The sequence below is a fragment of the Paenibacillus sp. Soil750 genome (assembly GCF_001428045.1).
In the GTDB taxonomy this organism is placed as follows: Bacteria; Bacillota; Bacilli; order Paenibacillales; family NBRC-103111; genus Paenibacillus_E; species Paenibacillus_E allorhizoplanae.
On the sequence record NZ_LMSD01000006.1, the window covers coordinates 113,945 to 138,852 of the forward strand.

20 protein-coding genes are annotated in these 24,908 nt (G+C 45.5%); 14 read left to right on the plus strand and 6 right to left on the minus strand.

What is annotated here, in order from left to right:
- Positions 1 to 66: 66 nt before the first annotated feature.
- The 6 genes from ASL11_RS07875 (at position 67) to ASL11_RS07900 (ending at position 7,863) form a co-directional block, all read left to right on the plus strand.
- Positions 67 to 951 (plus strand): AraC family transcriptional regulator, encoded by an 885-nt coding sequence (locus tag ASL11_RS07875; RefSeq protein WP_056612117.1) that lies wholly within the window; start codon positions 67 to 69, stop codon positions 949 to 951.
- On the plus strand, positions 948 to 2,699 hold the full coding sequence (locus tag ASL11_RS07880) for a sensor histidine kinase (RefSeq protein ID WP_056612120.1): 1,752 nt from the start codon (positions 948 to 950) through the stop codon (positions 2,697 to 2,699). Before ASL11_RS07875 ends, ASL11_RS07880 begins: the two co-directional genes overlap by 4 nt.
- Complete coding sequence (locus ASL11_RS07885) at positions 2,680 to 4,281, plus strand: response regulator transcription factor (protein ID WP_056612124.1); 1,602 nt, start codon at positions 2,680 to 2,682, stop codon at positions 4,279 to 4,281. Before ASL11_RS07880 ends, ASL11_RS07885 begins: the two co-directional genes overlap by 20 nt.
- 167 nt (positions 4,282 to 4,448) lie before the next feature.
- Positions 4,449 to 5,399: an ABC transporter permease gene (locus tag ASL11_RS07890; RefSeq protein WP_235550418.1), complete on the plus strand. Its 951-nt coding sequence runs from the start codon at positions 4,449 to 4,451 to the stop codon at positions 5,397 to 5,399.
- A 24-nt stretch (positions 5,400 to 5,423) separates the two neighbouring features.
- Positions 5,424 to 6,290: a carbohydrate ABC transporter permease gene (locus ASL11_RS07895; protein ID WP_056612126.1), complete on the plus strand. Its 867-nt coding sequence runs from the start codon at positions 5,424 to 5,426 to the stop codon at positions 6,288 to 6,290.
- 55 nt (positions 6,291 to 6,345) lie between these two features.
- Positions 6,346 to 7,863 (plus strand): extracellular solute-binding protein, encoded by a 1,518-nt coding sequence (locus ASL11_RS07900; RefSeq protein ID WP_056612130.1) that lies wholly within the window; start codon positions 6,346 to 6,348, stop codon positions 7,861 to 7,863.
- Between the two features lie 103 nt (positions 7,864 to 7,966).
- On the opposite strand, the gene ASL11_RS07905 is transcribed toward ASL11_RS07900, so the two are convergent.
- A complete protein-coding gene (locus ASL11_RS07905) occupies positions 7,967 to 8,581 on the minus strand; it encodes a biotin transporter BioY (protein WP_056612134.1) in 615 nt (204 codons plus the stop codon).
- A gap of 141 nt (positions 8,582 to 8,722) precedes the next feature.
- Here ASL11_RS07905 and ASL11_RS07910 point away from each other — a divergent pair, with 141 nt between their 5' ends.
- The 3 genes from ASL11_RS07910 to ASL11_RS37410 all read left to right on the plus strand — a co-directional run bounded on the left by ASL11_RS07910 (position 8,723) and on the right by ASL11_RS37410 (position 12,797).
- Positions 8,723 to 9,622 (plus strand): energy-coupling factor ABC transporter ATP-binding protein, encoded by a 900-nt coding sequence (locus ASL11_RS07910; RefSeq protein ID WP_056612137.1) that lies wholly within the window; start codon positions 8,723 to 8,725, stop codon positions 9,620 to 9,622.
- Complete coding sequence (locus tag ASL11_RS07915) at positions 9,613 to 11,283, plus strand: ATP-binding cassette domain-containing protein (RefSeq protein WP_056612141.1); 1,671 nt, start codon at positions 9,613 to 9,615, stop codon at positions 11,281 to 11,283. The genes ASL11_RS07910 and ASL11_RS07915 overlap by 10 nt, the downstream gene beginning before the upstream one ends.
- Before the next feature lie 446 nt (positions 11,284 to 11,729).
- Positions 11,730 to 12,797: a polysaccharide deacetylase family protein gene (locus tag ASL11_RS37410; RefSeq protein ID WP_235550419.1), complete on the plus strand. Its 1,068-nt coding sequence runs from the start codon at positions 11,730 to 11,732 to the stop codon at positions 12,795 to 12,797.
- 103 nt (positions 12,798 to 12,900) lie between these two features.
- Here the strand turns inward: ASL11_RS37410 and ASL11_RS07925 are convergent, their stop codons facing one another.
- The 3 genes from ASL11_RS07925 to ASL11_RS07935 all read right to left on the minus strand — a co-directional run bounded on the left by ASL11_RS07925 (position 12,901) and on the right by ASL11_RS07935 (position 16,226).
- Positions 12,901 to 13,326 (minus strand): hypothetical protein, encoded by a 426-nt coding sequence (locus tag ASL11_RS07925; protein ID WP_157256848.1) that lies wholly within the window; start codon positions 13,324 to 13,326, stop codon positions 12,901 to 12,903.
- 229 nt (positions 13,327 to 13,555) lie between these two features.
- Positions 13,556 to 14,071, minus strand: coding sequence for a hypothetical protein (locus ASL11_RS07930; protein WP_056612147.1), 516 nt, complete (start codon positions 14,069 to 14,071; stop codon positions 13,556 to 13,558).
- 28 nt (positions 14,072 to 14,099) lie between these two features.
- Positions 14,100 to 16,226, minus strand: a complete 2,127-nt coding sequence (locus tag ASL11_RS07935; RefSeq protein WP_082595323.1) for an ABC transporter transmembrane domain-containing protein — start codon at positions 16,224 to 16,226, stop codon at positions 14,100 to 14,102.
- A gap of 279 nt (positions 16,227 to 16,505) precedes the next feature.
- On the opposite strand from ASL11_RS07935, the gene ASL11_RS07940 reads away from it, so the two are divergent.
- Positions 16,506 to 17,270, plus strand: coding sequence for an EcsC family protein (locus tag ASL11_RS07940; RefSeq protein WP_056612152.1), 765 nt, complete (start codon positions 16,506 to 16,508; stop codon positions 17,268 to 17,270).
- Between the two features lie 111 nt (positions 17,271 to 17,381).
- On the opposite strand, the gene ASL11_RS07945 is transcribed toward ASL11_RS07940, so the two are convergent.
- Complete coding sequence (locus tag ASL11_RS07945) at positions 17,382 to 17,954, minus strand: GbsR/MarR family transcriptional regulator (RefSeq protein WP_056612155.1); 573 nt, start codon at positions 17,952 to 17,954, stop codon at positions 17,382 to 17,384.
- Between the two features lie 223 nt (positions 17,955 to 18,177).
- On the opposite strand from ASL11_RS07945, the gene ASL11_RS07950 reads away from it, so the two are divergent.
- The 4 genes from ASL11_RS07950 (at position 18,178) to ASL11_RS07965 (ending at position 22,547) form a co-directional block, all read left to right on the plus strand.
- Complete coding sequence (locus ASL11_RS07950) at positions 18,178 to 19,380, plus strand: quaternary amine ABC transporter ATP-binding protein (protein WP_056612158.1); 1,203 nt, start codon at positions 18,178 to 18,180, stop codon at positions 19,378 to 19,380.
- Positions 19,377 to 20,207, plus strand: a complete 831-nt coding sequence (locus ASL11_RS07955) for an ABC transporter permease (RefSeq protein ID WP_056612161.1) — start codon at positions 19,377 to 19,379, stop codon at positions 20,205 to 20,207. The genes ASL11_RS07950 and ASL11_RS07955 overlap by 4 nt, the downstream gene beginning before the upstream one ends.
- Positions 20,208 to 20,212: 5 nt before the next feature.
- Positions 20,213 to 21,100, plus strand: coding sequence for a glycine betaine ABC transporter substrate-binding protein (locus tag ASL11_RS07960; RefSeq protein WP_056612304.1), 888 nt, complete (start codon positions 20,213 to 20,215; stop codon positions 21,098 to 21,100).
- Between the two features lie 217 nt (positions 21,101 to 21,317).
- Entirely contained in the window at positions 21,318 to 22,547 is a 1,230-nt protein-coding gene (locus ASL11_RS07965) for an NAD(P)/FAD-dependent oxidoreductase (protein WP_056612164.1), read from the plus strand.
- 64 nt (positions 22,548 to 22,611) lie between these two features.
- On the opposite strand, the gene ASL11_RS07970 is transcribed toward ASL11_RS07965, so the two are convergent.
- Complete coding sequence (locus ASL11_RS07970) at positions 22,612 to 24,903, minus strand: helix-turn-helix transcriptional regulator (RefSeq protein ID WP_056612167.1); 2,292 nt, start codon at positions 24,901 to 24,903, stop codon at positions 22,612 to 22,614.
- Positions 24,904 to 24,908 lie beyond the last annotated feature (5 nt).

The window sequence follows — 24,908 nt, forward strand, 5'->3', positions numbered from 1 at the left end:
ATTTCGCTTCTGTGCCATATTCAATCATCTTCAGCATTTGCTACAATAGAAGGGATAACGGATAGGATGGTGAACGGCGTGCAGGAAACCGCTAAGGAATTTTTTGAATCAAAACTATTCGTTCCTGATGAATTCGCCAAAAAAGGCGGCATCTGGCCGCTCCGTCTTGGTCGCAATATCGCTAAGCCCAGCTATCAAGCAGGGCCTATGATTCTTGAGTATTACAATATGCACTTTATTATGGAGGGGAAGGTTGAGTTCACCTTTGACAAAGAGCACATTATTTTGTCCAAAGGCGATGTGTTTGCGATGGTACCGGGGAGTACTTTTCGTTATGGGTTGGCCCCGAGTGATGCCACCCTACAGATGATTTGGATTTCCATGGATGGATTGCAAGCACCTGAACTTTTCGCTAAAGCGGGCTTTAGTAAGGCCGCTCCTTACCTGTACGGGGTCATGTCCAAGGATCTTGAAGCTACACTTCGCCAGTTGTTCCTTCCCCGCAAATACGACATGAAACGGCATAACGAGTTATGTTCCATCCTATATCGCATTTTTGGCCTTATGATTCCAACGGACCCGTCCGAAAAGAATCAGACTGGCAAAGAGAACTGGGTTCCTAAAAGCGTTGCTTTTATGGACACTTACTATATGGAAAATATTACGGTTCGTGATGTTGCTGATTACTTAGCCCTTCACCGCACTTATTTCTCGAAGATGTTTTCGGAGGAAATGGGGGTATCCCCTGTCCAATATTTGCATCGATTGCGGATGGAAAAAGCAGCTGAGTTACTTTCCTCTGATTTTATGATCAGTGAAGTTTCCTTATTGCTTGGTTATTCCGATGCTTACGCTTTCACGCATGCTTTCAGTAAATATTACGGCAGCCCCCCAGGCAGCTGGAGAGCTGCACAACGAGATTCGAGCATAGAGAGGAAGGAACAACCGTGAAAAGCACACAGGGTGCGATTTCCTTACAACTCAAGCTTACCTTAACTTTTTTGCTGATCCTAATACCACTGGTCAGTGTAAGTATATTTGCCAATAATTACTCGCAAGGCATTATGAATGTGCAAATTAGTGACCGGACGAAGGGGGCACTCCTGACGTCACTTGCCTATATGGAGCAAATTGCGAATACGATGGATCAGCAAACCCTATTGATCAGCTCCAATCCTAGTATCGTAAACATCTTTAGGGATATTGAAGACCCACTTAACCCCACTCATTTATATGATATTCATACAGTCATGCAGCAACTGACTTCTCTTGCCAATATTAACGGTGCCATTCAAGAGGCTTATATTGTTCATGGGGCTAGCGGCAATGGCGTTTCAACAGCGCTGGGGGCGTTCAGATGGCCTCAGGTGAAAGAAGAAGGCTGGTTCCAGCAAGTCGTTCGAGGCATTGGTTCTTTGATTATTTATATTCCTACTGCGGATTCCAGTGAGGGTCAGAATTTATATTTGAAAGCCTCCAATATCTATTATATTAGGTTACTTGACGTATTAAGAGATTCGCCAGAGCCGAATGTTTTGATTTTTGCTGTAAATAAATCGTCGCTTCAGAGTATTATTCAACATCTCCAAACGACCGAACGGATGAACATTTCTTTATTTTATAATAACAGGCTGATTCTGGAGACCAACCCTGCTGCGAAGCAAGCCTATGCTTCCGACATGTTCGCAATGAAAGAAACAAGCGGCGCATGGTCTATTCAATTAGAGCAGCCTAAGGATGAAATTTTCAAGCAATCGCATCGGTTGCAGCTCTTTACCTATCTTATAATTCTTCTTAGCATACTTCTTGCCGTGTGGACAGCCTGGCTGATTTACATACAAATTTTAAAGCCTTTGCGTCAACTATCAAGCGCTTTCAAATTCGTTGGCAAGGGAGATCTGAACTATCAAATCAGGCATGATCGAAGAGATGAATTCGGACTCGTGATGAATGGTTTTAATCAGATGGCGGAGTCCCAACGAGTTATGATCGAGGAGGATTATGAGAAAGAGCTGCGCTTAGCGAAGTCGGAGTTCAGTTTGCTGCAATCGCAGATTAATCCGCATTTTCTTTATAATACACTGGATTCCATCTATTCGGTTGCAGTCAAATTCAATATGAAAGAAATCAGTGAAATGGTCTTGAATTTGGCCAAATTTTTCAGAGTTAGCTTAGGAAAAGGACGGAGTCATTTTACATTAGAGGAAACGATGCAGCATCTGCTGTATTACATTCGTGTTCAACAGATGCGAACAGCACACTTTTCAGTTGAGATTGATTTGGAAAAAGGCTCTGAGGCCATCCCTGTACTTAAATTGCTGCTGCAGCCTATTGTAGAAAACGCGATTATTCATGGGCTTGAGAAATGCCCTTTTGAAGGTGAACTGCGAATTCGCTCTAGGGTTCATCAACATCTTTTATTTATCGAAGTAGAAGATACAGGCATGGGAATGCCAGACGCTTTGTTGAAGCAAATCCAACTGGAGCTCAGTATACTGACAAGTAAGCTTTACCGAGTACCGCAAGAAAGCCCATCGAGTCAATTTTTTGGGATGAAAAATGTGAAATCGAGAATGAAGTTATATTACGGAGAAGAAGCTGACGTCCTGATTGAAAGTGAAGAGGGACTCGGAACAAAGGTTATCTTAATCATTCCTATACGAGTGGGGGAAGAAGAAGATGAAGCTGCTCGTCGCTGAAGATGAATATCAAGTCAGAGAGCGGATTGCCTATGGGATTTCATGGAAAGACTATGACATTGAAATTGCCGGTGCTGTGGGAAACGGCAGGGAAGCCATCGTGGCTGTAGAAAAGGACTGCATTGATATCGTCATTACAGATATTCATATGCCCGATATGAGTGGTCTTGAGCTTGCAAAGGTTCTGAAGAATGAATATCCGCATGTGAAGGTTATCATATTAACGGGTTTTGACCATTTTGAATATGCGCGTGACAGCATCGATTATGGCGTTGTTAAATATCTGGTAAAGCCAGCGGAGAATGAGGTTGTACTGGAAACGGTGTTAAGAGCCAAACAGCTTCGTGAACAGGAATTGAATGACATTCATAACATAGCGCTTCTGAAGCAGAGATGGAAAGAGCATCTGCCTCATCTTAAACAATCATTCTATAAAAATTGGTTGAACGGGCGTTTGTCTACGTGGGAATTAGAAAAACGCAGTCAGGAAATCTGCTTCTCCCTAGCAGGCCATATCTATTTGCCTGTCACGCTCGATATGGATCCGATTGCCGAAACCGATGTCCGTTTCCATTCAGGGGAGCGGCCCTTAATTCAGTATTCGTTGTTTAACATTACTCGGGATGTCGTGGAGGATATGGATGGCATCGTTCTGCAAGATGATGACGGGTTGACGGCCATTATCTTCTTTTCCCCTTCAAGTGTAGAAGTGTCAGGATTTCAACTCAAAGTTAATCAGCAGCTCGGCAGACTGCTTAGCACGGTTAAATCCTGTTTGAAGCTAACAGCCAGTGCTGGCATTGGAACTTGTGTGGGAGATCAAGCCTTGCTGCCGATTGCCTATAAGCAGAGTAGAATGGCACTGCAGGAACGCATCGTACTTGGCAATGAAACCGTCATTCCTTATCGGAACGATGCGCCTTCCAAGTCAGTCTGGTTGAATATGAATGATCTGGAGAAAGACATTGAAATTGCTGTGGAAACGGGCAATGAGAGCAAGAGGTCAGAGCTCATCAGTACGTTAATGGACATCGGTTTCTCGCCGAACCATCCCATTGCCGAGGCGAAAGAGATGCTTCTTCGCATCACGGCATTACTGACGCGAATTGTCAATTCCCACGGGTGGAGTTTACGCGAAACGCTTGCCGAAGACTACACAGATTTTATGAACTTTAATCAGTTGTTGACGAAGGAACAGCTCATGGAATGGCTGCATCGCATGATGGCGCGAATTAGCCGATCGATTAGCGATCGCCGTAAATCGGGTACGCATATTATGGTGAGTGAAATTTTGGCTTTCGTTGATCGTCATTTATATGAGGAAGAACTAAGTTTATATTTTGTCGCTGAAAAGATGTATATGAATTATGCCTATGCAAGCCGGATCTTTAAGGAGGTGACCGGCAGCAATTTCTCGGATAGCGTGCTGAGACTACGGATGGAAAAGGCCAAGGAGCTGCTGGCAACGGGGAGCAAAGTGTATGAAGTAGCCGAACGAGTCGGATATAAGAACGGAAATTACTTCTCGCGGAGCTTTCAGAAGTACTGGGGAATCAAGCCGAGTGAAATGAACAAGTCATAAGTTTTTTGAAGAAAAAAAGACATTCAACATGAACTGTTGGTGTCTTTTTTTGCATGCAAAAACGTAGAAATTGTGGTCATTAAAGTAGAAGGATTAGTCTACATTTTCATTACCTGTCGGGATATAGTTAGTACAAGAGAAGAGCACGATAGCTAAGGAGATCACACATGATGAAGACAAATTCTTTGACAGGAAGCAGAGAAGTGAAATTAACAAAAGGGAGGTCATTCAAGCTTCTGAGGTATTGGGATTTGTATCTCATGGTATTGCCTGCGGTCATTCTTATCCTCCTCTTCAAATATATGCCGATGTATGGCGTCATCATTGCCTTCAAAGATTACAATTTGATGGAAGGTGTATGGGGTAGCGATTGGGTGGGGCTTCAATATTTTCGCGAATTATTTACGTTCGACGAATTCCCAAGGGTAGTCAGAAATACCGTTATGATCTCTTTGATGAAACTGCTCGTAGGGTTCCCTGTTCCCATTATTCTAGCCTTGCTGCTGAATGAGCTCAAATTCGTCAAATTCAAACGAATGGTGCAGACGATCACTTATCTGCCTCACTTTATTTCATGGGTGATTATTGGCGGCCTCGCCATTGATATGCTGTCTCCAAGCAGCGGGATTATTAATAGAATCATTGAAATGCTAGGGTTCCAACCGATCTTTTTCATGTCGGATGAAAGAATTTTTCGCTGGATACTCGTGGGCTCGGATGTTTGGAAGGAAGCGGGTTGGGGGGCTATCATTTATCTCGCTGCACTGCTGGGGATTAATGAGGAACTATACCAAGCAGCCACTGTGGATGGGGCGAATCGCTTTCGGCAAATTTGGCATATCTCTCTTCCAGGTCTGAAGTCGACCATTATCATCATTCTCTTGCTGCGAATCGGGTATATCTTAGATGCAGGTTTCGAACAAGTACTGGTTATGTATAACCCGACTGTCTATGATGTGGCGGATATCATTGATACGTATGTGTTTCGAGTGGGCCTAGGCTCTATGCAATTTGGTTTAACGACAGCAGCGGGATTATTCAAGTCAGTCATTGGATGCGTACTTCTAATTCTATCCAATGTATTTGCCAGGAAAATGGGGGAAGAAGGAATTTTCTAAGGAAGAGAAAGATGAGGGCTTGTCATGAAAAGAATTCGGAGAGAATCCATATTTAATTATGTAAATGTCATCGTATTGTCGCTGCTCTCATTATCAACCGTTGTACCTTTGATTCATATTGTAGCGAAGTCACTCAGTGGTGAAACGTATATTTTAGCTAAAGAGATTTGGCTATGGCCGAAAGACTTCAACTTTGCTTCGTATGAATATGTACTCTCTTATAAACAGTTTTACATGTCATTTTGGAATTCCTTGATTATTACCGTAGTTGGCACGGCAATCAGCATGGCTGTCACCATATTGGCTTCGTTTCCACTATCCAGGAAAAACTTTCCTTTTAAAAGAGGATTTATGCTGTTCTTTGTCATCACGATGTTCTTCAGCGGTGGTCTAATTCCTACCTACCTGGTTGTAAAGCAATTAGGATTACTGAACACACTCTGGTCGATTATGCTGCCTCTGGCCTTGGCACCGTTTAATTTAATTTTGATCCGCAACTATTTTTTGAGCCTGCCTGAGGCTTTGGAAGAGTCGGCGATTATGGATGGGGCTTCCAACATACGGATTCTTACTTGGATCTATCTGCCTTTATCCCTACCGACCATTGCAACGATCGCGATGTTTTATGCCGTCGGTTATTGGAATAGCTTTTTTCAAGCGATGATGTATATCACCGATAGAGGTCTGATGCCACTGCAAGTATTCCTGATGCAGATCGTGACCAACTCCAAGACGGGAGACATGACGACAGGCGGGGTGTTAAGTGAACTCACACCAGAATCGACGACGGCTGCGGCCATCATCTGCGTTGTATTTCCGATCCTTTGTGTGTATCCCTTCATTCAAAAATATTTTGTTAAAGGTGTTATGTTAGGTGCGGTCAAGGGATAATCCATGCCTTTATCCGAACTTTCATATATGTATAATTAAATAGGGAGGCGCGATCATGGTTTATAGAAAAACAGCGGCAATCAGTATGAGTGTAGTCATGTGTATGCTTGTCATGGCGGGGTGCAGCACAAGCAAGGAAGCGGGCCAGGCAGGAACAGAAAAGCCTGCGACGGCAACAAGTGGGAGTGGGGGAGAAGTCAAAGCGCTTAAGGATTTAAAAATTACCCGACTTTACCACGGCGTTATGGAGCAATTCAAAGGTTCGGACACCATGAATAATAATAAGATTATTAATAAGTTAAGGGAGAACTCGGGCTTTAATATTCAATATGAGTCACTTCCAAATGAAAATCCATCGCAAAAAACATCCATAATCTTTGCTTCTGGTGATGTGCCTGATCTTATTATGGTGAATGGCAAATCCGACTACTTTAAACTGGCCAAACAAGGTGCGCTCGAGCCTCTCGATGATTTAATTGCCAAGCAAATTCCGAATTTATCCACGATGGCGAGTAAAGAGTCGCTAGATGCTTTGAGATATGAAGGGAAAGTTTATGCGATCCCTTATCGAAATGCCTTAAAGGTAGGAAACGGTCTTATTGAGCGTGCGGATATTTTGAAGGAATTAAACTTGAATGCGCCAACAACGATCGATGAGTTTTACTCAACAATGAAGACAATTAAAGAGAAGAAAAATATTACGCCACTGACGATGGCGACTTCAAGTGCGGGATCTTTCTTTGATGGATTTTTCCCTTTCTCCGCTGCCTTCGGCGTTTCTACACCTACAGTCATAAAAGACGGGAAATTGAAATTTTCCTGGGTGCAGCCGGAATACAAAGAATTCATAACAACACTTAAAAAATGGTATGATGAGGGATTATTGGATCCTGAATTTGCAGTTAATAAAGATAGCAAAGATAAGTTAATTAACGGAACAGCCGTGTTCAATACGCTGTATTTCTCATCAGGTATTGACGTGGATAAAGCCCTACAGGAAAAGAAAAATGGCGGCTCTGTACAGTTTATTGCACCTCCAGTTGGCAAAAATGGTCAATCGGGGATTCAAGATGCTTCGATTTCAACGCAATATGTTGTGGTTCCTAAACAAGCTAAAAATAAGTTGGGTGCAGCCCAATACCTGAACTTTTTGTACAAGCCGGAAACCGATATCTTAATAAATTATGGCATTAAAGGTGAGGATTACACAGAAGCAAATGGGGTATATACGCAGACGAAAGAACAAAGTGACAAAATTAGCTGGCGTTCGATGTACGGCTTAGGGGATACGGATTTTGGTATTGATGCAAGACTGAAAGCCAAAAGCTTATTGCCTTATTATGAGCCTCAGCTTAAATTTAAAAAATCCCGTGAGGAAACGAACTTTGCGCCATCGATTGAAGCGTACGATACTAAATTCACAGAACTTCGTAATTATGTTGAAGAAAACTCAATGAAATTTATTATGGGTAAACGTGATTTGTCGGAGTTCGACAAATTTACACAGGAGTTTGATGCGAAGGGCGGGAAGACTGCCATTGATGCATTAAATGAGTGGTTTACGAAAAAGTAAAAAAAGGAATGAAAGAGCCATCCTCAAGTAGATTAGCTACTTTGGGGGTGGCTCTTATTTGTTGGACGAATATGAGGTAAGGTACTAGGTGATGAAGAGTGAATTAGTGAATCAACGCATCCTGCGAATTCTCCGTTTTCACAATGCTATGTGAAGATGAACCTGTAAGACGCTGTGGCGGGAAGACTTGACGAACGGGCGCAATGATGAGCGCAGCTACCACCGCTTTAATCGCATCTCCAGCGAGGAATGGATAGCATCCTGCGGCCATGGCATCTGCAAAGGAATAAGCAGGAACTTTATACATTAACCATGGTACGCCAGCTAAATAAGCAAAAAGGGAACCGAAAACTTCAAGAACAAGAAATGCAGCGATATAGCCCTTGATGCCATTCAGACGAATACGCGGTAAAATAAGACCAATAAGTAGGGCACATATCGGCCAGATCATGATAAAGCCACCGCTAGGTCCTAGAACTTTGGCAATGCCGCCAGTCCCAGCTAGAAGGGGAAAGCCAAGCGCAGTAAGAACGACGACAAGGGCCATACTTAGAAATCCGTATCGTGCGCCTAGTAAGCCTCCAGCGAGCATAACGGCTAATGTTTGAAGTGTAATGGGTACAGGTGACGTAGGAAGAGGAATTTTGATGAAGCTGAATAACACGAGAATAGCTGCAAATAAAGCGCTGAAAATTACACCACGTAACGTAAGTTTCATATTGTTGATCACTCCTGTTTCTGGTATTGTTAATCTATTGTCAACCGGATGAATGGTTAACAAGTTGACAATACAGATGATAGCACAACTGCTAGAAAAGTGAAAGGAACTTTTTTACATATGCCTACAAGAGAAAAATTGATGTCATTAAAGAACGCTTCGATCGTCTATCGTATGGAATCGGGAGAAGGGCGACGCGTATGGTCAGGTGTCTCGCTAGACATTCATAGAGGTGAGTGGATCGCTGTTGTGGGACCCAATGGGAGCGGGAAAAGTACACTTGCTAGCGTGCTGCTAGGCTTGAACCCATTGTCGGAAGGGCAAGTGCAGCGTAGAACGAACGCTGTGACGCAGGCGACAAGAGGCGTGCTCCAATTGCCAGAAGCTCAATTCATAGGAGAAACAATAGCGGAGGAACTAGATTTCTTACCGCAAGCGGGGCAATTAACGGCCGGGGAACGCAGGAGTTGGTATGCGGAAGTATTAGCTGCTGTAGGCTTGTCACTTTCGCCGGAGCGTACAATGGCTACCTTATCTGGGGGGCAGAAACAGCTGGTAAATCTCGCTGCCGCACTCGCAGCAGGTCCAGAGATTCTGCTTCTAGACGAACCGACGGCGATGCTGGATCCAGCATCTCGCAAAGAAGTACGGGAAGCCGTGCGCCAGGCACATCAACGTGGAACGACGATTGTATGGATTTCACATCGGTTGGAAGAGGTGGCGGATGCGAGTCGTGTCGTCGGATTTGGCGCTGGAAGGATTACCTTTGATGGAGAGCCGCGTGAGTTTTTTTATGGGGAAGCTGGGGAGAAATCGGAGGGATTTGAGGAATATGAGGAAACCGAGAAAATCGAGAAATTAAAGAAATTCGATAAATCTGAGAAAGTAAAAAAATTCGAGAAATCTTCGCCTTGTGTGGAACTTGGCTTTGATCCGCCCTTTGTGATTCAAACGGCGATGCATCTGCTAGAACAGGGACTCACGTTAGACCCTCTTCCGCTGAACATGGAAGAATTGGCGGAGGTGATCTCATGCCGATAGCTTTGAAGGGAATAGAGGTTACAGCTCCAGATTCACCTGATGTAAGACTGCTCCAGAATATAAGCTTTACGCTGGAAGAAGGTTCCGTAACATTGCTTATCGGCCATGCAGGATCAGGAAAATCTACACTGCTGCAAGTGATGTCGGGTCTCCTTAAGCCGCAAGCTGGATCAATTACGGTGGATGAACAGCCGATTTGGCTGAAACCGATGAAAGCCGATCCCAAGCAATTGCTTCGCTTCGGCTTAACATTTCAATTCCCCGAGCAGCAATTGTTCGCACGCAGCATAGGTCAAGAATTCGCTTATTCGCTTCGGCCGTATAAACTTGAAAAGGGAGAGCGGGATCGCCGCATTCGCGAGGCGACCCATGCGCTCGATCCGCATGGCGTCTTCGCCATGGATCGCTCGCCCTTCGCGCTCAGCGGCGGCGAGCAGCGCCGGCTCGCGCTGGCGACAACCTTCGCCACGGCGCCGGATTGGCTCCTCATGGATGAGCCAACTGCCGGCCTCGAGGCGGCCGCCGTGCGCGAGCTGCTGCGCATGCTGCGCGAGCGTGGCGGTCGTGGCGGACTCGTTGTCGCCACGCACGATCTGGACACGTTCTTTCCGCTAGCGGACCGTGTCCTCGTTCTAGACCATGGCGAGCTCGTCTTCGACGGCGCGCCGCAACTGCTCTGCCGCGCGCCCGAGGTGCTGGCGCGCGCCGGGGTTGGCCTCCCGAGCTGCGCGGAGGCCGCTGTGGAGATGGCGCGCATTGGCATCGCCATCGCGCCGGATCTGCTCACGCCGGCGCTTGCCGCGTCGGCGATCTTGGCTGCGCTGCGCGAAGCGGGCAGCGCTTCTGCGCCAGCGGCGCCGCAGGCCGCAGCGAGCGTGGCGCAGCCACCGCGGCCTGCGCAGCGGCAGGAGCCGAAGTCGGAACCACCCGCGCCGCAGGCGGGGTGGTTGGGGCTGGACCCGCGCGCGAAGTGGCTGCTCTACCTGCTGCTCGCCATCGGCACGATGGGGCAGCAGGGGTGGGGCAGCCTCGCGGTGGCCGCGGCGCTTGTCGGCTGCGCGTTTCTCGGCCTTCCGCGCAGTGTGTTGCGCGGGATCCGCAAAATCGCGATGTCTTACGCGATTTTCCTGATCTTTTCCGTCGCGCTGGCGGGGATCGAATTCTCACCGCTCGGTTACTCGGTTGACAATGGCTGGAGCACCACGTTTATTCTGACACGATTATTTGTCGTCTTGATGGCAGGCTGCTGGCTCGCCATGTCGACCCCCTATAGTCAGCTCGTGCAAGGACTGAACTGGGTATTGAAATATTTGTACAAGGTAAAGCTGCCCGTGGCATCCTTTTCCTTGGCGGTTTCGTTTGTTTTCCGCTTCATCCCGCTCATCATGCGGGAGTGGCAGCAATTCTCGATGATCGTGCGAGCACGAGGGAAAGCCTCTGTCCGCCCAGGTAGTGTTCGCGTGCGCGACATTCCTGCACTGGTAGTTCCGCTACTATTAGGGATGTTCCACAAAGCGGAACAAATGACCGTCGCGATGGAGATGAAGCAAATCGACGGCACAACGTTGCTGCTACGGAAGAACACTTTGGAGTGGGAGAGAGTGGACACGGTCTTAGTGGTGGTTGCTTTACTTGCTTGGGGACTTTTGCTATTTACGTAGTAGTAACAACAACCTAGTAGCTTCGGTAGTCTAATAGTAGCCAACAAGCAGGTTGCTAACGGACACAGCGGATGCTATTAGGTTGTATTTGATTGTTTGTGTAGGATAACGGACACAGCAGATCTTATTTGCCTGAAATCAGAGAATTACTGGCTTGCTAGGGCCATTTAACGGCTATGGTGTCCGTTAGCTCCCCAAAAGCCCCATTCTGGTATAAATAACGTCATTCATGTCCGTTAGAGTTTGTTCTCTATAGCCCTCCGCTCCTTTGTGCTGTCCCCGCGTATTTCCGTACCTCCGAGTCCTCCGTACCTCCGAACCTCTTGCTGCTCCTCCCTTAATCTTCTCCTAGCTCCCCACCCATTATCGAAATCTAGGAATATTTCTCTCAATTACTGCTTACAAATAGAGTGATAGACGATTCCTCGAGAAATGGGTGGTTTGCTATGAACGTCCGAAAGAAGAGGTTTCTATTTTACACGTTACTAGCGGGAGTGTTTATGCTTCTTTTTCTCTTTGTCATCAGTGCGCTTAATTCTTCAACAGCCCCCATCCACATAGAAGTCCAAGCCGAGGAATTAATCCAAACTCCCGTGTCAACGTCTGTGCCCGAGTCTGTACCTGCGTATGTGACTGTGTCTGAATCTGATCCTGATCCTGATCCAGCGCCCGTTGAGGTTTCATCCCTTCCACCGGACAAGCCTGAGCAGCCACTCCCAGCTCAAGTGGGCACAATTCCAGCACCAACAGCATCCGTGCAAGTGATCACAGCCCCACCTCAGACAACTTCCGTTACAGTGGACACCTATATGCCCAATGGGGTTGTCGCTCCGTCTGCTTCATCCAAAGTCAGCATACCTGTGCTCAACTATCACAGCGTCACCATGGATCCGGGAAATGTGGTCGTTATTTCTCCAGCCAAACTGGATGTGCAGATGAAATATCTGCACGACCATGGGTATACGCCTATTTCTCTCGCAACATTCATTAACCTGATTGAAAAGAAAAGCGGGATAGTGGCACCAGATAAGCCGGTACTGCTTACTTTTGATGACGGCTATGTGGATAATGTGGAGGAGGCGATGCCGATTCTAGCCAAATACAATTTCCCTGCTACACTCTTCATGTCACCAGGCATGGTCGAGGATGCCAGTTATTTGAATTGGGAACAGGTCAAACAGTTGCAAGAAGCCGGCTGGGACATCCAACCGCATGGCATGACACATCCTCATCTACCTAAGCTTTCAGCGGAACAACAAGCGTATGAGATTACCGAAGCTAGAAAGTTAATTGAGGAGAAACTAGGCACACAAGCAGAAGTTTTTTGCTATCCTTATGGGGAATATAACCAAACAACGTTGAAGCTTTTGAAAGAGCACGGCTTTCGCTATGCGTTTACGATTGACCAAGGCTACACGACCAATCAACTGTCCCCTTATTTGCTGAAAAGGCTGTTTATCAATGGGGAAGAAAGCCTGAAAGCCTTCATAAACAAGCTCTCGAAGGCTAATTAGGGAGACGTTTTCCTTAGGCCGCATTAGTTTCAGACAACACAAAAAAGAGCTAACCACATTGTAGGCGCTAGCTCCTTTTTGTCTCTTTAGGCATCTCGTACGATCACCTCAACCACTCACAATAAGCCTCAAGCTCATGAAACGGCACTGTATAGAGGGCTAAGTTGTTCACGATGGATTTGGTGGAGCCCGGAAGAGCGAGGAATTTGTTAAAAAGCCGATCCTGCTCCTCGTCGGCAGCTGAAGTCCAGAACTGAACCTGCCGGACGTCGGGATTGCCTGCTTTGATGGCATGTACCAGTGCACGTAGTCCTTGTACGAATAATGTTGATCCTCGCAGCTCTTTCTCAATAAAAGCCACCTCGATCTGACAAATATGCTGGTCCTCATAATCGCCTGGACCGGTGCCGTAGCCGAAACCGGCCGCGCCGACCATATCGTAGGACTCTTCGTTGATGATGAGCATGGCTTTACCTAGGAAAAGCGGACTACTGATGAAGCTGAGTTTCATACCGAACGTATAAGGCAAATTGAGTTCGTCCTGATGGCGCAGCAGGAAGTTCATATAAACTTCGTGATCCATTTCTAATTCGCATACTCGGAATTGAAAAGACATTATTGGGGCTGAACGCGCAGAGAATCATTAACTTTAACGATTTTACCGAAGCCGCTACCTTTAACAATTTCTTTGGTGTTAGGTTTTCCTGGGTACATACGGATTGCCTCCTTTATGTCGTAATTTGTCTTACCTTTTTCCATTATATCCTAGTAAATTTCTTTAGGATATCCCTGATTTTGTTAATTTTCTCACAAAAAACGACTTCTTTCCCGTGTGTACCTTCGCGTTCGAAGCGAGTGCTTGTAAACTTAGCATAGAGTCGACGTAGATAGTCATTTTCGGCTAAGGCGGCAAGTCTTAGTTCCTGGATCTCCGGATGCACCTCAATAATCTCGTTTACTAAGTATTGCAGCCCTTGGACAAATAAACGTGATCCTCGATAACCTCTATCGGCAATGGCAATATCTATTAAGGCAACTTCCTTATCCTGAAATTCCTGTTCAGGTGTTCCGTAGTAATAGGCCACGATTCCGACCACACGGTTATCGGCATCCCTCGCACAAATTAGATTGCCCTGAGTCACGTAGGAATAGATGAGAGTAACCATTTCTAACGTAGAATAAGAAGCATGCAGGTCGCGCTTATGGGCTAACATGAATAAACTTGCCTTGGCGAAATCGTCATCGCTGACACACCTTTGGTAGCTTAACGTCATCGTGTGTCTCCTTTCTGACTTGCAGTCTTTATCCAATTCGTTTCTGAAGTGTTTGTTCCAAAGATTGTAGAATCTGCGGGTGTTCGGCCATTAAACGGTGAAAAGCTTCTTGTCTGACGGACAACAGTACCGAGGGCCCCATCGCCCTTACTGTTGCATTTCGAGGTACATTGTGAAGTAAGGCAATTTCGCCGAAATGATCCCCATCTTGCAGTACGGCGACCCGTCGTTCCCCACCATCAGGCATACGTTTTATAATTTCAAATTTACCACGGACAATAATGTAAAATTTGTTGCCCTCATCGCCTTCGCTCACAACATTCTCGCCTTCTTTGCAGGTTTCGGTTGTACATAACATAGCGATGTTCTTAAGCAGTGGAGGTGCAATACCTTCGAAGAAGGGAAGCTTGGCAAGCCTGTCCATATCCACCGTGGCGTAGAGCCCGTCCTCAGATAGGTTAAATCCGAACTGTTTATCCCAGAGGCTGCGATATAAATTGTTTTTATGTAATAGCTCGTGGTGGGTACCGGAATCCACAATTCGGCTGTCCTGGAAGACATGAATGCAGTCAGCGTTCATGACGGAGGACAAACGATGGGTCACGGATACAATCGTCTTCTCGGATTTAAGTCGAACAATGAGCTGATTAATGTCCGACTCGGTTGCTGGATCCAATGCTGATGTCACCTCATCAAGCAGCAGAAGGTTCGGCTTCCTTAGGAGCGCCCTCGCAATCGATAAGCGTTGGCGTTCGCCGCCCGATAGCGATCCCCCCTCATGATGCACCTGTGTATCGTAGCCGTCAGGCCAACCTGCAATGACATCATGGATGTTTGCCTGCTTAGCCGCGTCAATCATTTCAGCTTCTGAAGCACCGCTATCCAGCAGTAAGTTATCCCGAATTGTCGTATTAAATAGGAAGGTATCCTGCGTAATAAGTGTGGAATGTTTGCGTAAAGAAGCTTCACTTAAGGTGCGAACGTCGTAGTCATTCATAGAGACAGAACCTTGCTTTGGATCATAAAAACGGGACAGCAGCTGCAGTGCAGTACTTTTGCCGGAGCCACTGGGGCCAATGAAAGCCACATAGCTGCCAGCAGCAATTTGCAAGCTTACATGTCGTAATTGATCGGACTCCTCGTTATAACCGAAGGTCACATCATCCATCTGAATCGAAAGAAGAGAAGAAGGCAGTTCTAGTGGATGAGGGTCCTCTGGAACGTTGGGCTGTTGATCCAAAATTTCTTGAATGCGCCGAAAGCTAATATTGGAATCGATAAGGTTCGGAATGATGTAGGCTAAATTAGAGCCTGACTGTCCTACACTTAAGAATAAGGTGAAAAAGGCCATAAAATCGCCTATGGTCATCATGTCATGGAAGATCAAATAACCACCGAAACCAATCATAATTCCGTTCAAAATCAAAAGTGATATAAGAGGGAGCCGCTCCATCATGGAATTGGTAAGTTGCAATTTCAGGCCAAAGGAAAAGAGCTCATGTACCTGTTTACGGGCTCGCTCTTGGAACCTGGCTTGCAGATGCAAACTTTTAATCGTTTTATGTCCCTTAACCATTTCATCAATCGTATTCGTGAAACGTTCCTGTGCTTCTTTGTAGTGAACATTGGCCGTTTCCGCACGTACTTGAAGGAGTCTAGGGCCGATAAACATCAGCGCGGAGCCAGCAAGCATGGCCAATGTGAGCTTCCATTCAATTGAGAATAATAAAATGAGCCCGAGCAGAACGCTTAAGCCTTCTTTTAGGAAAAATGGGAATGCGATGCGAACCACTCTTTCCACGGAGCCCATATCTGCTGAGAACCGGGTGACAAGATCACCAACTCGGTATTTTTGATGGAAGGGAAGGGATTGCCGCTGCAAGTGTGTAAACAGCTCGATTCGTAGTTTTTTGATGATCTGCCCGCCGAGATTTCCGAGTGTGTATTCTCCGCATAGACTTGCACAAATGTTAAGAAGGCCGCTGCCAAGCAGTAAGGTCAAGATGATTGCGAAATTATGAAGATTTTTGGGTATGAAAGCCTCGTCCACCATATATTTCAGGCTCACAGGAGCAGCTACCGAATATCCAACTTCTAGGAGGAGGCAGAATAAAAAAAGGCTGGTCAGTCGCTTGTAGGGAATCCAAAGGTTCAAAAGGGTTCTTAGGAAATTCAGGAATCATCGCCACCTTTCAATAGAATAAGATTACAGCACTTTTTTAGGGTTGTAAACGACACGATTTGTCATAATTCGGTAAAAAAATGAGCAGTTGAATAGAACTCGAATTCTTCCCCACCTAACGTGTATAATACAACTAACCGTCCCCATAAAGGAGATTCCGTGCATGAAAGAAACCAAAACAGGAGGGGAACTTAATAGGTTTATGAATTCTTCCCAGAGAGATATAAGAATCTAACCGACGGTGGTGAAGCCATGGAACAGCCGTACACAATCTACGAACAGCAAATGAAGGCAAAGCTGAAGCGTTGGGAAATTCGTTTGCAAAAGCAACCTAACCTGATCGAGCGCGCCTCCAAATCCGTTCAAAATCGCATCAATCAAGTGATTCCCGAGAAAATACACAATACGATCACCGCGATGGTAAAAGGGATTGTGCAAACGACTTTGTTTGGAATTAATTATATGCCTGCAACGGAGCCGCTGAAGGGCATATCCATGGCGGACCGCGATGCGAAAGCCGAGGAGCTGCTGTCACTTTACAAAAAAATCGCCGCCGCCGAGGGTGCAGGTGCAGGGGCCGGTGGGATTTTACTTGGCCTAGCCGATTTCCCAGTTCTCATCGGGATTAAGTTGAAGTTCCTTTTTGAACTAGCTCATATTTACGGATATTCCACCAAGGATTACAGAGAAAGATTATTCGTTTTGTATGTGTTTCAGTTGGCGTTCTCCAGTTCGAAGAAGAAGCCGGCGCTGCTTCATACGATTAAGAATTGGCCTGCAATTTCACAGACCTTTCCTCCTGCTGCAGACTATGCTAATCAAGTGGATTGGCTGCAGCTGCAGCAGGAGTATCGAGACACGATTGATTTTCGTAAAATGCTTCAACTCATCCCCGGCATCGGAGCAGTAGTAGGCGCTTGGGCTAACTTTGGCTTGCTGGAGGAGCTCGGAGTGGCAGGCATGAACTGCTATCGGCTGCGCAATTTGCAAGACAAAGCTAGAAACGCCAGCGAGTAATAATTGCATGACATTTATCTTGGTGCCCTGATTGAAATGGAACACAAAAAAACCTGAACGACAGTCGGATTAATGTCCAACTATTGTTCAGGTTTTTCTTGTTGTGTTTATTCATGATTCATCTGAGGGTAAGTCCTTGGGAACCAGCTTGAAAATATCCCCCGACTCGAACGAATCAATAAGCCTATCAAGCCATTTGTAATAATGAATAGCTGAATCTATTTTATCCAAATCCTGTTTAACAACAGCTTGTAAAGGGAGACTGTCAGGAAATTGTTCGTTCAGCTTTCGGAACTCATTTTTGGATTTGTTAAGCGCAAGCAGGTTAACTTCTAAGGCCTTGCGCCATTTGAGGCTAAAGAAATCAGCGAAAGTTTGGAACCAGTCGGATTCAACCTCATAGAGATCCTTACGGGAACCTTTTTCCCACACTTTATTAACCATTTTCAGATCAACCAGTGCCCGCACGCCTGTGCTCATGCTGGTTTTACTCATTTCCATAGCTTTTCCCATTTCGTCTAATGTCATCGGCTTGTCTTGAAATAAAAGTAAACCGTATAAATGACCGGTAGATTCACTAACACTATATAAATCCATGTTATTTCCAATAGATTCTATGATTCGTTTTCGAGCCTTCTGTATGACGAGATCTTGTTCTACGCTGATGCCCTCTATATGATTCATTATCTCCTCACCCTACCTTTAGGTTTACATCGTTATTGTAAGAAACAATTTTGAAAAAGTAAAGAAAAACACCTACTAGGAATAGTATACTAAACTTCGTGAAAGTTTGTACAGTTTTTTCTGTTTGAACTGTTTGTACAGAATTTAAGGTTGACACAAATGATGATTATTCGTTAGACTTGGTGAAGTGGACGACATGCAAACAGAAGAAAGGAGTGAGCATATGTCGGTTATCCAAGTTAATCAGGTGACAAAAATATTTGGTCCCGATCCCGCATCTGTTCTTCCGTTGCTTTCTCAGAAACAAACGAAAGAAAAGATTTATAAGGATACGAAGCATACTGTAGGAGTCAATGAAGCTAGCTTTTCTGTTGAAGCAGGTGAAATATTTGTCATAATGGGGCTCTCAGGCAGTGGTAAATCAACATTGGTTCGACTTCTGAATCGGTTGATTGAGCCAACGAGCGGAAGTATCACAATTCACGGTAAGGACATTGTTCGCATGAATGATGAGGAGCTTAGAAATGTCAGACGAGAACAAATCTCAATGGTATTTCAGAAGTTTGCCTTATTTCCTCATCGAACAGTCGTTGAGAATGTGGAATACGGGCTAGAGGTTCAAGGGTGGGATAAGCAAAAAAGGCGTGTGAAAGCGCTAGAGTCTTTGAATTTGGTAGGATTACAGGCTTGGGCAGACAGTAAGCCTTCGCAATTAAGCGGCGGCATGCAGCAGCGGGTGGGGCTTGCGCGGGCTTTAGCCAATGATCCGGATATCCTTTTGATGGATGAGGCTTTCAGCGCATTAGATCCTCTTATTCGGAAGGATATGCAAGATGAACTCGTAGAGTTGCAAGATAAAATGAAGAAGACCATCATTTTCATTACACATGATCTGGATGAGGCTCTTCGTATTGGAGATCGAATTGCGCTAATGAAAGACGGCGTTATTGTCCAAATCGGCAAACCAGAAGAAATTATGATGAACCCAGCAAATAAGTACGTCGAAAGGTTTGTGGAGGATGTTGATCTATCCAAGGTACTGACCGCATCGACAGTCATGCGCCGGCCTGAGACCATAGGCCTTGATAGAGGGCCGCGTGTGGCGCTGCAGCTCATGAGGCAAAGCGGGATATCTAATTTATTTATTGTAGACAAAGGCAAGAAGCTAATTGGTGTTATAACGGCGGAGGATGCTTCGGGTGCTGTTCGCTATGAGAAGAGTCTCGAGGATATTGTGATTCGAGATATACCAACTGTCGGCCCGGATCAACTGCTGCATGAATTATTTGAAGTTTGCAGCAATGCCAAGTATCCTGTGGCAGTCGTGGATAGCGATGGGAAAATTAAGGGTGTTATTGTTCGCGGCGATGTTCTTGGGGCTCTTGCAGGTAACGTTGTGGCAAGAGAGGATGTGAATAACGAATGACTAAAGTTCCATTGGATGATTGGGTTGAGAAGGTTGTTGATGGGTTAGGAGCTAACTTATCATGGCTCTTCGATTTCATGTCACTCCTCATAGAGGGAGTTGTGGATGCATTTTCTGCCGTTTTTCATTTCCCTCCAGCGCTGGTACTTATCGCTTTGATTACGATTCTTGCTTATTATCTTGGCAAATGGCCATTCGCGCTATTTGCCGCCGTAGGATTGTTATTAGTCGATAATCTTGGCTTGTGGGAACATACGATGGACACACTGGCACTGGTTATGACCTCAGCAGTCATTTCCATTCTCATTGGTATTCCTTTAGGCGTATGGTGTGCACAAAGCGACCGAGCACGAGGGATCATCACACCAGCGCTTGATTTCATGCAAACCATGCCTGCTTTCGTTTATTTAATCCCTGCCGTTACCTTTTTTGGACTGGGTGTGGTACCTGGGGTCATTGCATCCGTTATTTTTGCTGTACCGCCGACGATTCGGCTGACGAATTTGGGTATAAGGCAGGTTGCTGAAGATTTAGTTGAAGCGGCAGATGCTTTCGGTTCAACCCCTATGCAAAAATTAGTAAAGCTGCAATTTCCGTTAGCGATGCCGTCTATTATGGCGGGAATTAATCAAACGATTATGCTTGCGCTCTCGATGGTTGTTATTGCTTCCATGATTGGGGCACAGGGCGTAGGGGCTGATGTGTATAGGGCTGTTACTCAAATCAAAATTGGTCAAGGCTTTGAAGCAGGATTGGCTATTGTTGTATTAGCTATTTTACTTGATCGCATCACACAATTATGGATGAAGAAAAAAAGGAGTGTTTAAAGATGTTGAAGAAAGCCGCCAAGACATTAATATTCGCTAGCTTGACCAGTTTACTTGTCGTGACAGGCTGCTCGAAAGATAATGCTTCAGAATCTAGTGTAGGCAGCAGTGTGAATCACCAAATTATCGGAATTGACCCTGGTGCAGGATTAATGAAGCAGACGGATCAAGCGATGAAAGACTATGCGCTTACCGATTGGAAATTAGTTGAAGGCTCTAGCGCAGCCATGGCGGCAGCGTTAGATAAAGCGTATAAAGCGAAGGAACCGATCATCGTGACGGGGTGGACACCTCATTGGATGTTCGCTAAGTATGATTTGAAATATCTGAATGATCCTAAGGGGGCATTTGGTAAGGATGAAGAGATTCATACGATTGCTCGCAAAGGTTTGAAGGAAGCAGCGGCGTCAGCATATGCAATGCTAGATCGATTTGAGTGGACGCCGGAGGATATGGCTGTGGTCATGTCAGCTGTGGTTGACGGTAAGAAGCCCGAAGATGCAGCTGCAGATTGGGTTGTGGGCAATGCAAGTAAAGTGGATACTTGGGTGAAAGATCTTTCGCCAGAACAAGGTAAGAAGCTGAAATTAGCTTATGTGGCTTGGGATTCGGAGATTGCCAGCACGAATGTCGTGAAAACCGTATTGGAAATGAAGCTCGGGTATAAAGTAGAGATGCTGCAAGTTGAAGCCGGACCGATGTGGGCTGGACTTGCTGATGGAAGCGCTGATGCGATTGTGGCTGCATGGCTCCCGACTACGCATAAGGATTATTTCGAGAAGTATGCCGCTAAACTAGAAGATCTTGGTGCAAACTTAAAAGGGACCAAATTGGGTCTAGTTGTACCTGCCTATATGACAATCAGTTCTATTGAAGATTTGAAAACGAAATAGCCTAAATAGTAGAGAGAAGTCTATCGATAATCTTATCGATAGTCTTTTCAAATTATAGGGGGGACAATCCCAGATAATTAGGTCATTTGGAAGTGATATTTGCAGAACACGCGCATACACTATAAGAGAGTCGGTTACCGGCTCACCTTGTGAGAAGTTGTGATTATTTTCACAAGCGTATATGTGATTAATTTCACAAACGGAGGAGTGTTGAGCAATGAATAAAACCAAAATCGTCATCCTAGGCGCAGGCTATGGCGGACTTGTCACAGCAATAAGGCTGCAGAAGAAGATGCGAAGAAATGAGATGGACGTGACACTGGTCAACAAACATGACTATCACTTTATTACAACGCATCTGCATATGCCGGCTGCCGGTACGGATCATCATGATAACGCACGCGTGACCATTTCGGACTTGATCGATGAGAGGAAGATTCGATTCGTGAAGTCGACGGTAAGAGAAATTTTGCCTAGTGATAAGAAAGTTGTGTTGGAAGATGCTACGCTTGAGTACGACTATCTCGTGGTAGGACTCGGGAGTGAGACGGAAACCTTCGGGATCCCGGGTATGCATGAATATGCCATGTCGATCAAAAGCATTAACAGTGTCCGCTTCATTCGGCAGCACATTGAATATATGTTCGCCAAGTCCAAGGTGGCTCCGAAGCGCAAGGATTATTTGACCTTCGTCGTTGGCGGCGCGGGTTTCACGGGAACGGAGTTCGTCGGAGAGCTGGCGGATCGCATTCCTGTTTTGTGCAAAACGTATGATGTCGATCCGACAGATGTCCGAATTTATAATGTGGAAGCTTCCTCGTCGGCGCTGCCTCCCGGGCTGCCAGTGGATTTAGTCGAATATGGGATGGAAGTGATGCGCCGCAAAGGGGTGCAATATAAGCTATCGACCGCTATCAAGGAATGCACATCGGAAGGAGTTATTCTGAGCAATGGCGAGTTCATTCGTGCAGGCACGGTAGTCTGGTCGGGAGGGATACGCGGTAATTCGCTGCTGCAGGAAGCGGGTTTCGAGGTTCAGCGGGGACGGGTGAAAGTGGATAGCTGCTTGCGCTCCTATCAGTTCCCGGAGATTTTCATTACGGGCGATTGCTCCATCGTCACGAGTCCAGAGGGTACACCCTATCCGGCCAATGCGCAGATTGCTGTCCAACAAGGCTATAATGCAGCTAGGAATCTCATCCAGATGGTTCGAGGCAAAGAGATGAAGCCATTTGTCTATGATTTCAAAGGCACGGTAGCAACCTTGGGGCGCGGTGAAGCCGTTGGTTTACTCAAAGTTAAGAAAGTGAAAGGCCGCTTGGCCTTATTTATCAAAAAAATGATCGATGCCCGTTACCTATATCTTATCGGAGGCATTCCACTCGTTTGGAAGAAAATGATTTGGAAGCAGAAGTCCACGACTCGTAATTATCATGTGCCGAATTAACGCGCGTATAACGTAAAATCCCCTTCAAGTAGACACTTGGAGGGGATTTTTTATCTAGTACCCACTAACTATAGCTATTGGATCGATACTGGCTCGGAGACACGCCTTCACGTTTGCGAAAAGCTCGCGAAAAATTATTCTCATCCACAAATCCAACCTGCTCAACAATTTCCTTAATGGAAAGATGAGTGGTTTCGAGTAACTCTTTGGCTTTCTCAATACGAATTTTCGAGACATATTGCATTAAGGGAAGACCATTTTTATTTTTGAAATAGCGTGTGACATAGGATGGTGTAAGGGATAGCTCTTCAGCAACGGTAGATAGGCTTAGATTATAGTCCATATAATTCTGGGAAACGTACTCTAACATAGCCGCATATAAGCGATTATTATTGGCATCTTCACCTAAGCTGTCTTGAATGCTGCGTGCCGCATCAAGTAGACTAGTGCAAGCTTCTGAAACAGTTTTGGACTGGAATTCTGCAAGCGATTCTAGTTTGTATTTGATCGCTTCGCGGTGGGACAGCGGAATATTATTGACGAGTTGGTTTAATGTGAAAATGATTTGTTGAAACGTTAGGCGGAATGTTGGAGCATCCTCCAGCCGAGTAAATCGTTCTTCCATCTCTTGGATTAGCAGTTGCAGATCCTCTGAGTTCTTGGAGCAGACCACAGCATGGAGTGCATCTGCTGAGTCAGAAATTTGCTGCTTATCGATCGTCGTATGCTCGATTTTCTGCTGAGACCACTCAGAAGGAGTGATGATGGATTGTTTACCAGCAAAAATCCGATATTCAGCAAGCGATGTTGCCGAGTTGAAAGATTGATGCAAGTCATTCGTAGGTTGAGGTTCTCCTACCATACAGGATAGGGAGAGGGCAAAATGCCTATTCATGAACGCGATGATTTGCTCGGAAAAAGCACGACTGCGAGCTTCCCATTGATCTGCAAATTCGTTATTCCACGAAACAATACCCACAATGCCATTATCGATAGCCAAATCTAGCGCATAATTGACGCCATGTACACCTGATAAATTTTCAAAAACGTTGCAAATCGTATATTTCATCAACCACTGTTCACTAAGCGGCTCTTTACTTATCTTTGCATTGTAATCGTCAAAAATAATGACAAGTACACTGCTTGTATGCCGTGTATCAAATAGTTGATGAAGGGCGCTTCGGTTATCCTGCGTCGTATTGTCTACGTTCAACTTCCCCATTAATACGGCAAGCAGCAGCTGGTTCCTCGTTAAAACCTCCTGATTATGCATCATATTGGACAAATGGATGCTCTCATCTCTCATCTGCTCGATGTAGCGAGTAAGTTGGTCTAATTCATCGGTATTGCCTTTCGTCAACTTGTCCGATGGCAAGGTAGGGAAACGGCTGGATAACTCTTGGATCGGTTGATAACTCTTGCGTGCAGACCTGAAACAAAGCACAATCCCTAAAGCAAGCGATATGAGAAATATAGTTAGTGAAACCGTGAGTGCCACATCATATTCGTGAAAATAGTCACTACGGCGAATGGCGTTCACCACATGAATGTTCTGTTTTGACGACGTTTCCTGCATGAAGAGATAGCCTGGGATTCGTGCTTTCGAGTTTTTCGCTGCTATGGCAAGTTCACCCCACGCTAGATCAGAAGATCCTTTTACATACAGGAAAGGCATGTTGGATTGGTCAAAGGCAATCAGGCTGCTGCCACTGTCAATGGTTTGTTGGAAATTACTTACCAGGGCCGGATAGTTCAGTTTGTAGATCATAATCCCACTCGAAAAGGGTGTGCTGTCAAGCGGAACTAGGAGAAGCAGAACTTGTTCCTTGCCGTCAGGATTATTTTCATTGGCTAGTGAGGACAGAAGTATGGGTGATCTTAGCTGCTCCAACTTGCTCTGTAAAATGTCTGGCGAAATTCGGCCATCGCTGACGAGCCGGCCATAGCTCTCAGGTGAGTAAATTCCCGTATCGGTAAAAATCGTATTTTTAAGCGAGCTGTAGGCTGTGTTTCGATAGAACAAACCAATGGAATCAAGATCAGCAGACAGCGCCTTTAACTTTTCAAGTTCATCGGCAATGACATACGGATATTGTAAGGACTCTTGTAATTGATAGGGAAGCAGTTTGGTATCCCGTGACAAGGTTAACGTCAATTTCTGTAAGTCTAATATGCGTGTATCCAGCAAACTGGTCGTATTGGCCATAGAACGTTGGGTATTATCCATCAGCCGATTATAGGTATTTGATAGTGAAATGATATTGGTAACTAAGAATAACAGACCGGTTACGGCCAGAATCAGAAGGTGCCCTAGAAGAAATTTTCGATAGAGCTTGGACTGAATCGCTTTCCGCAATATAA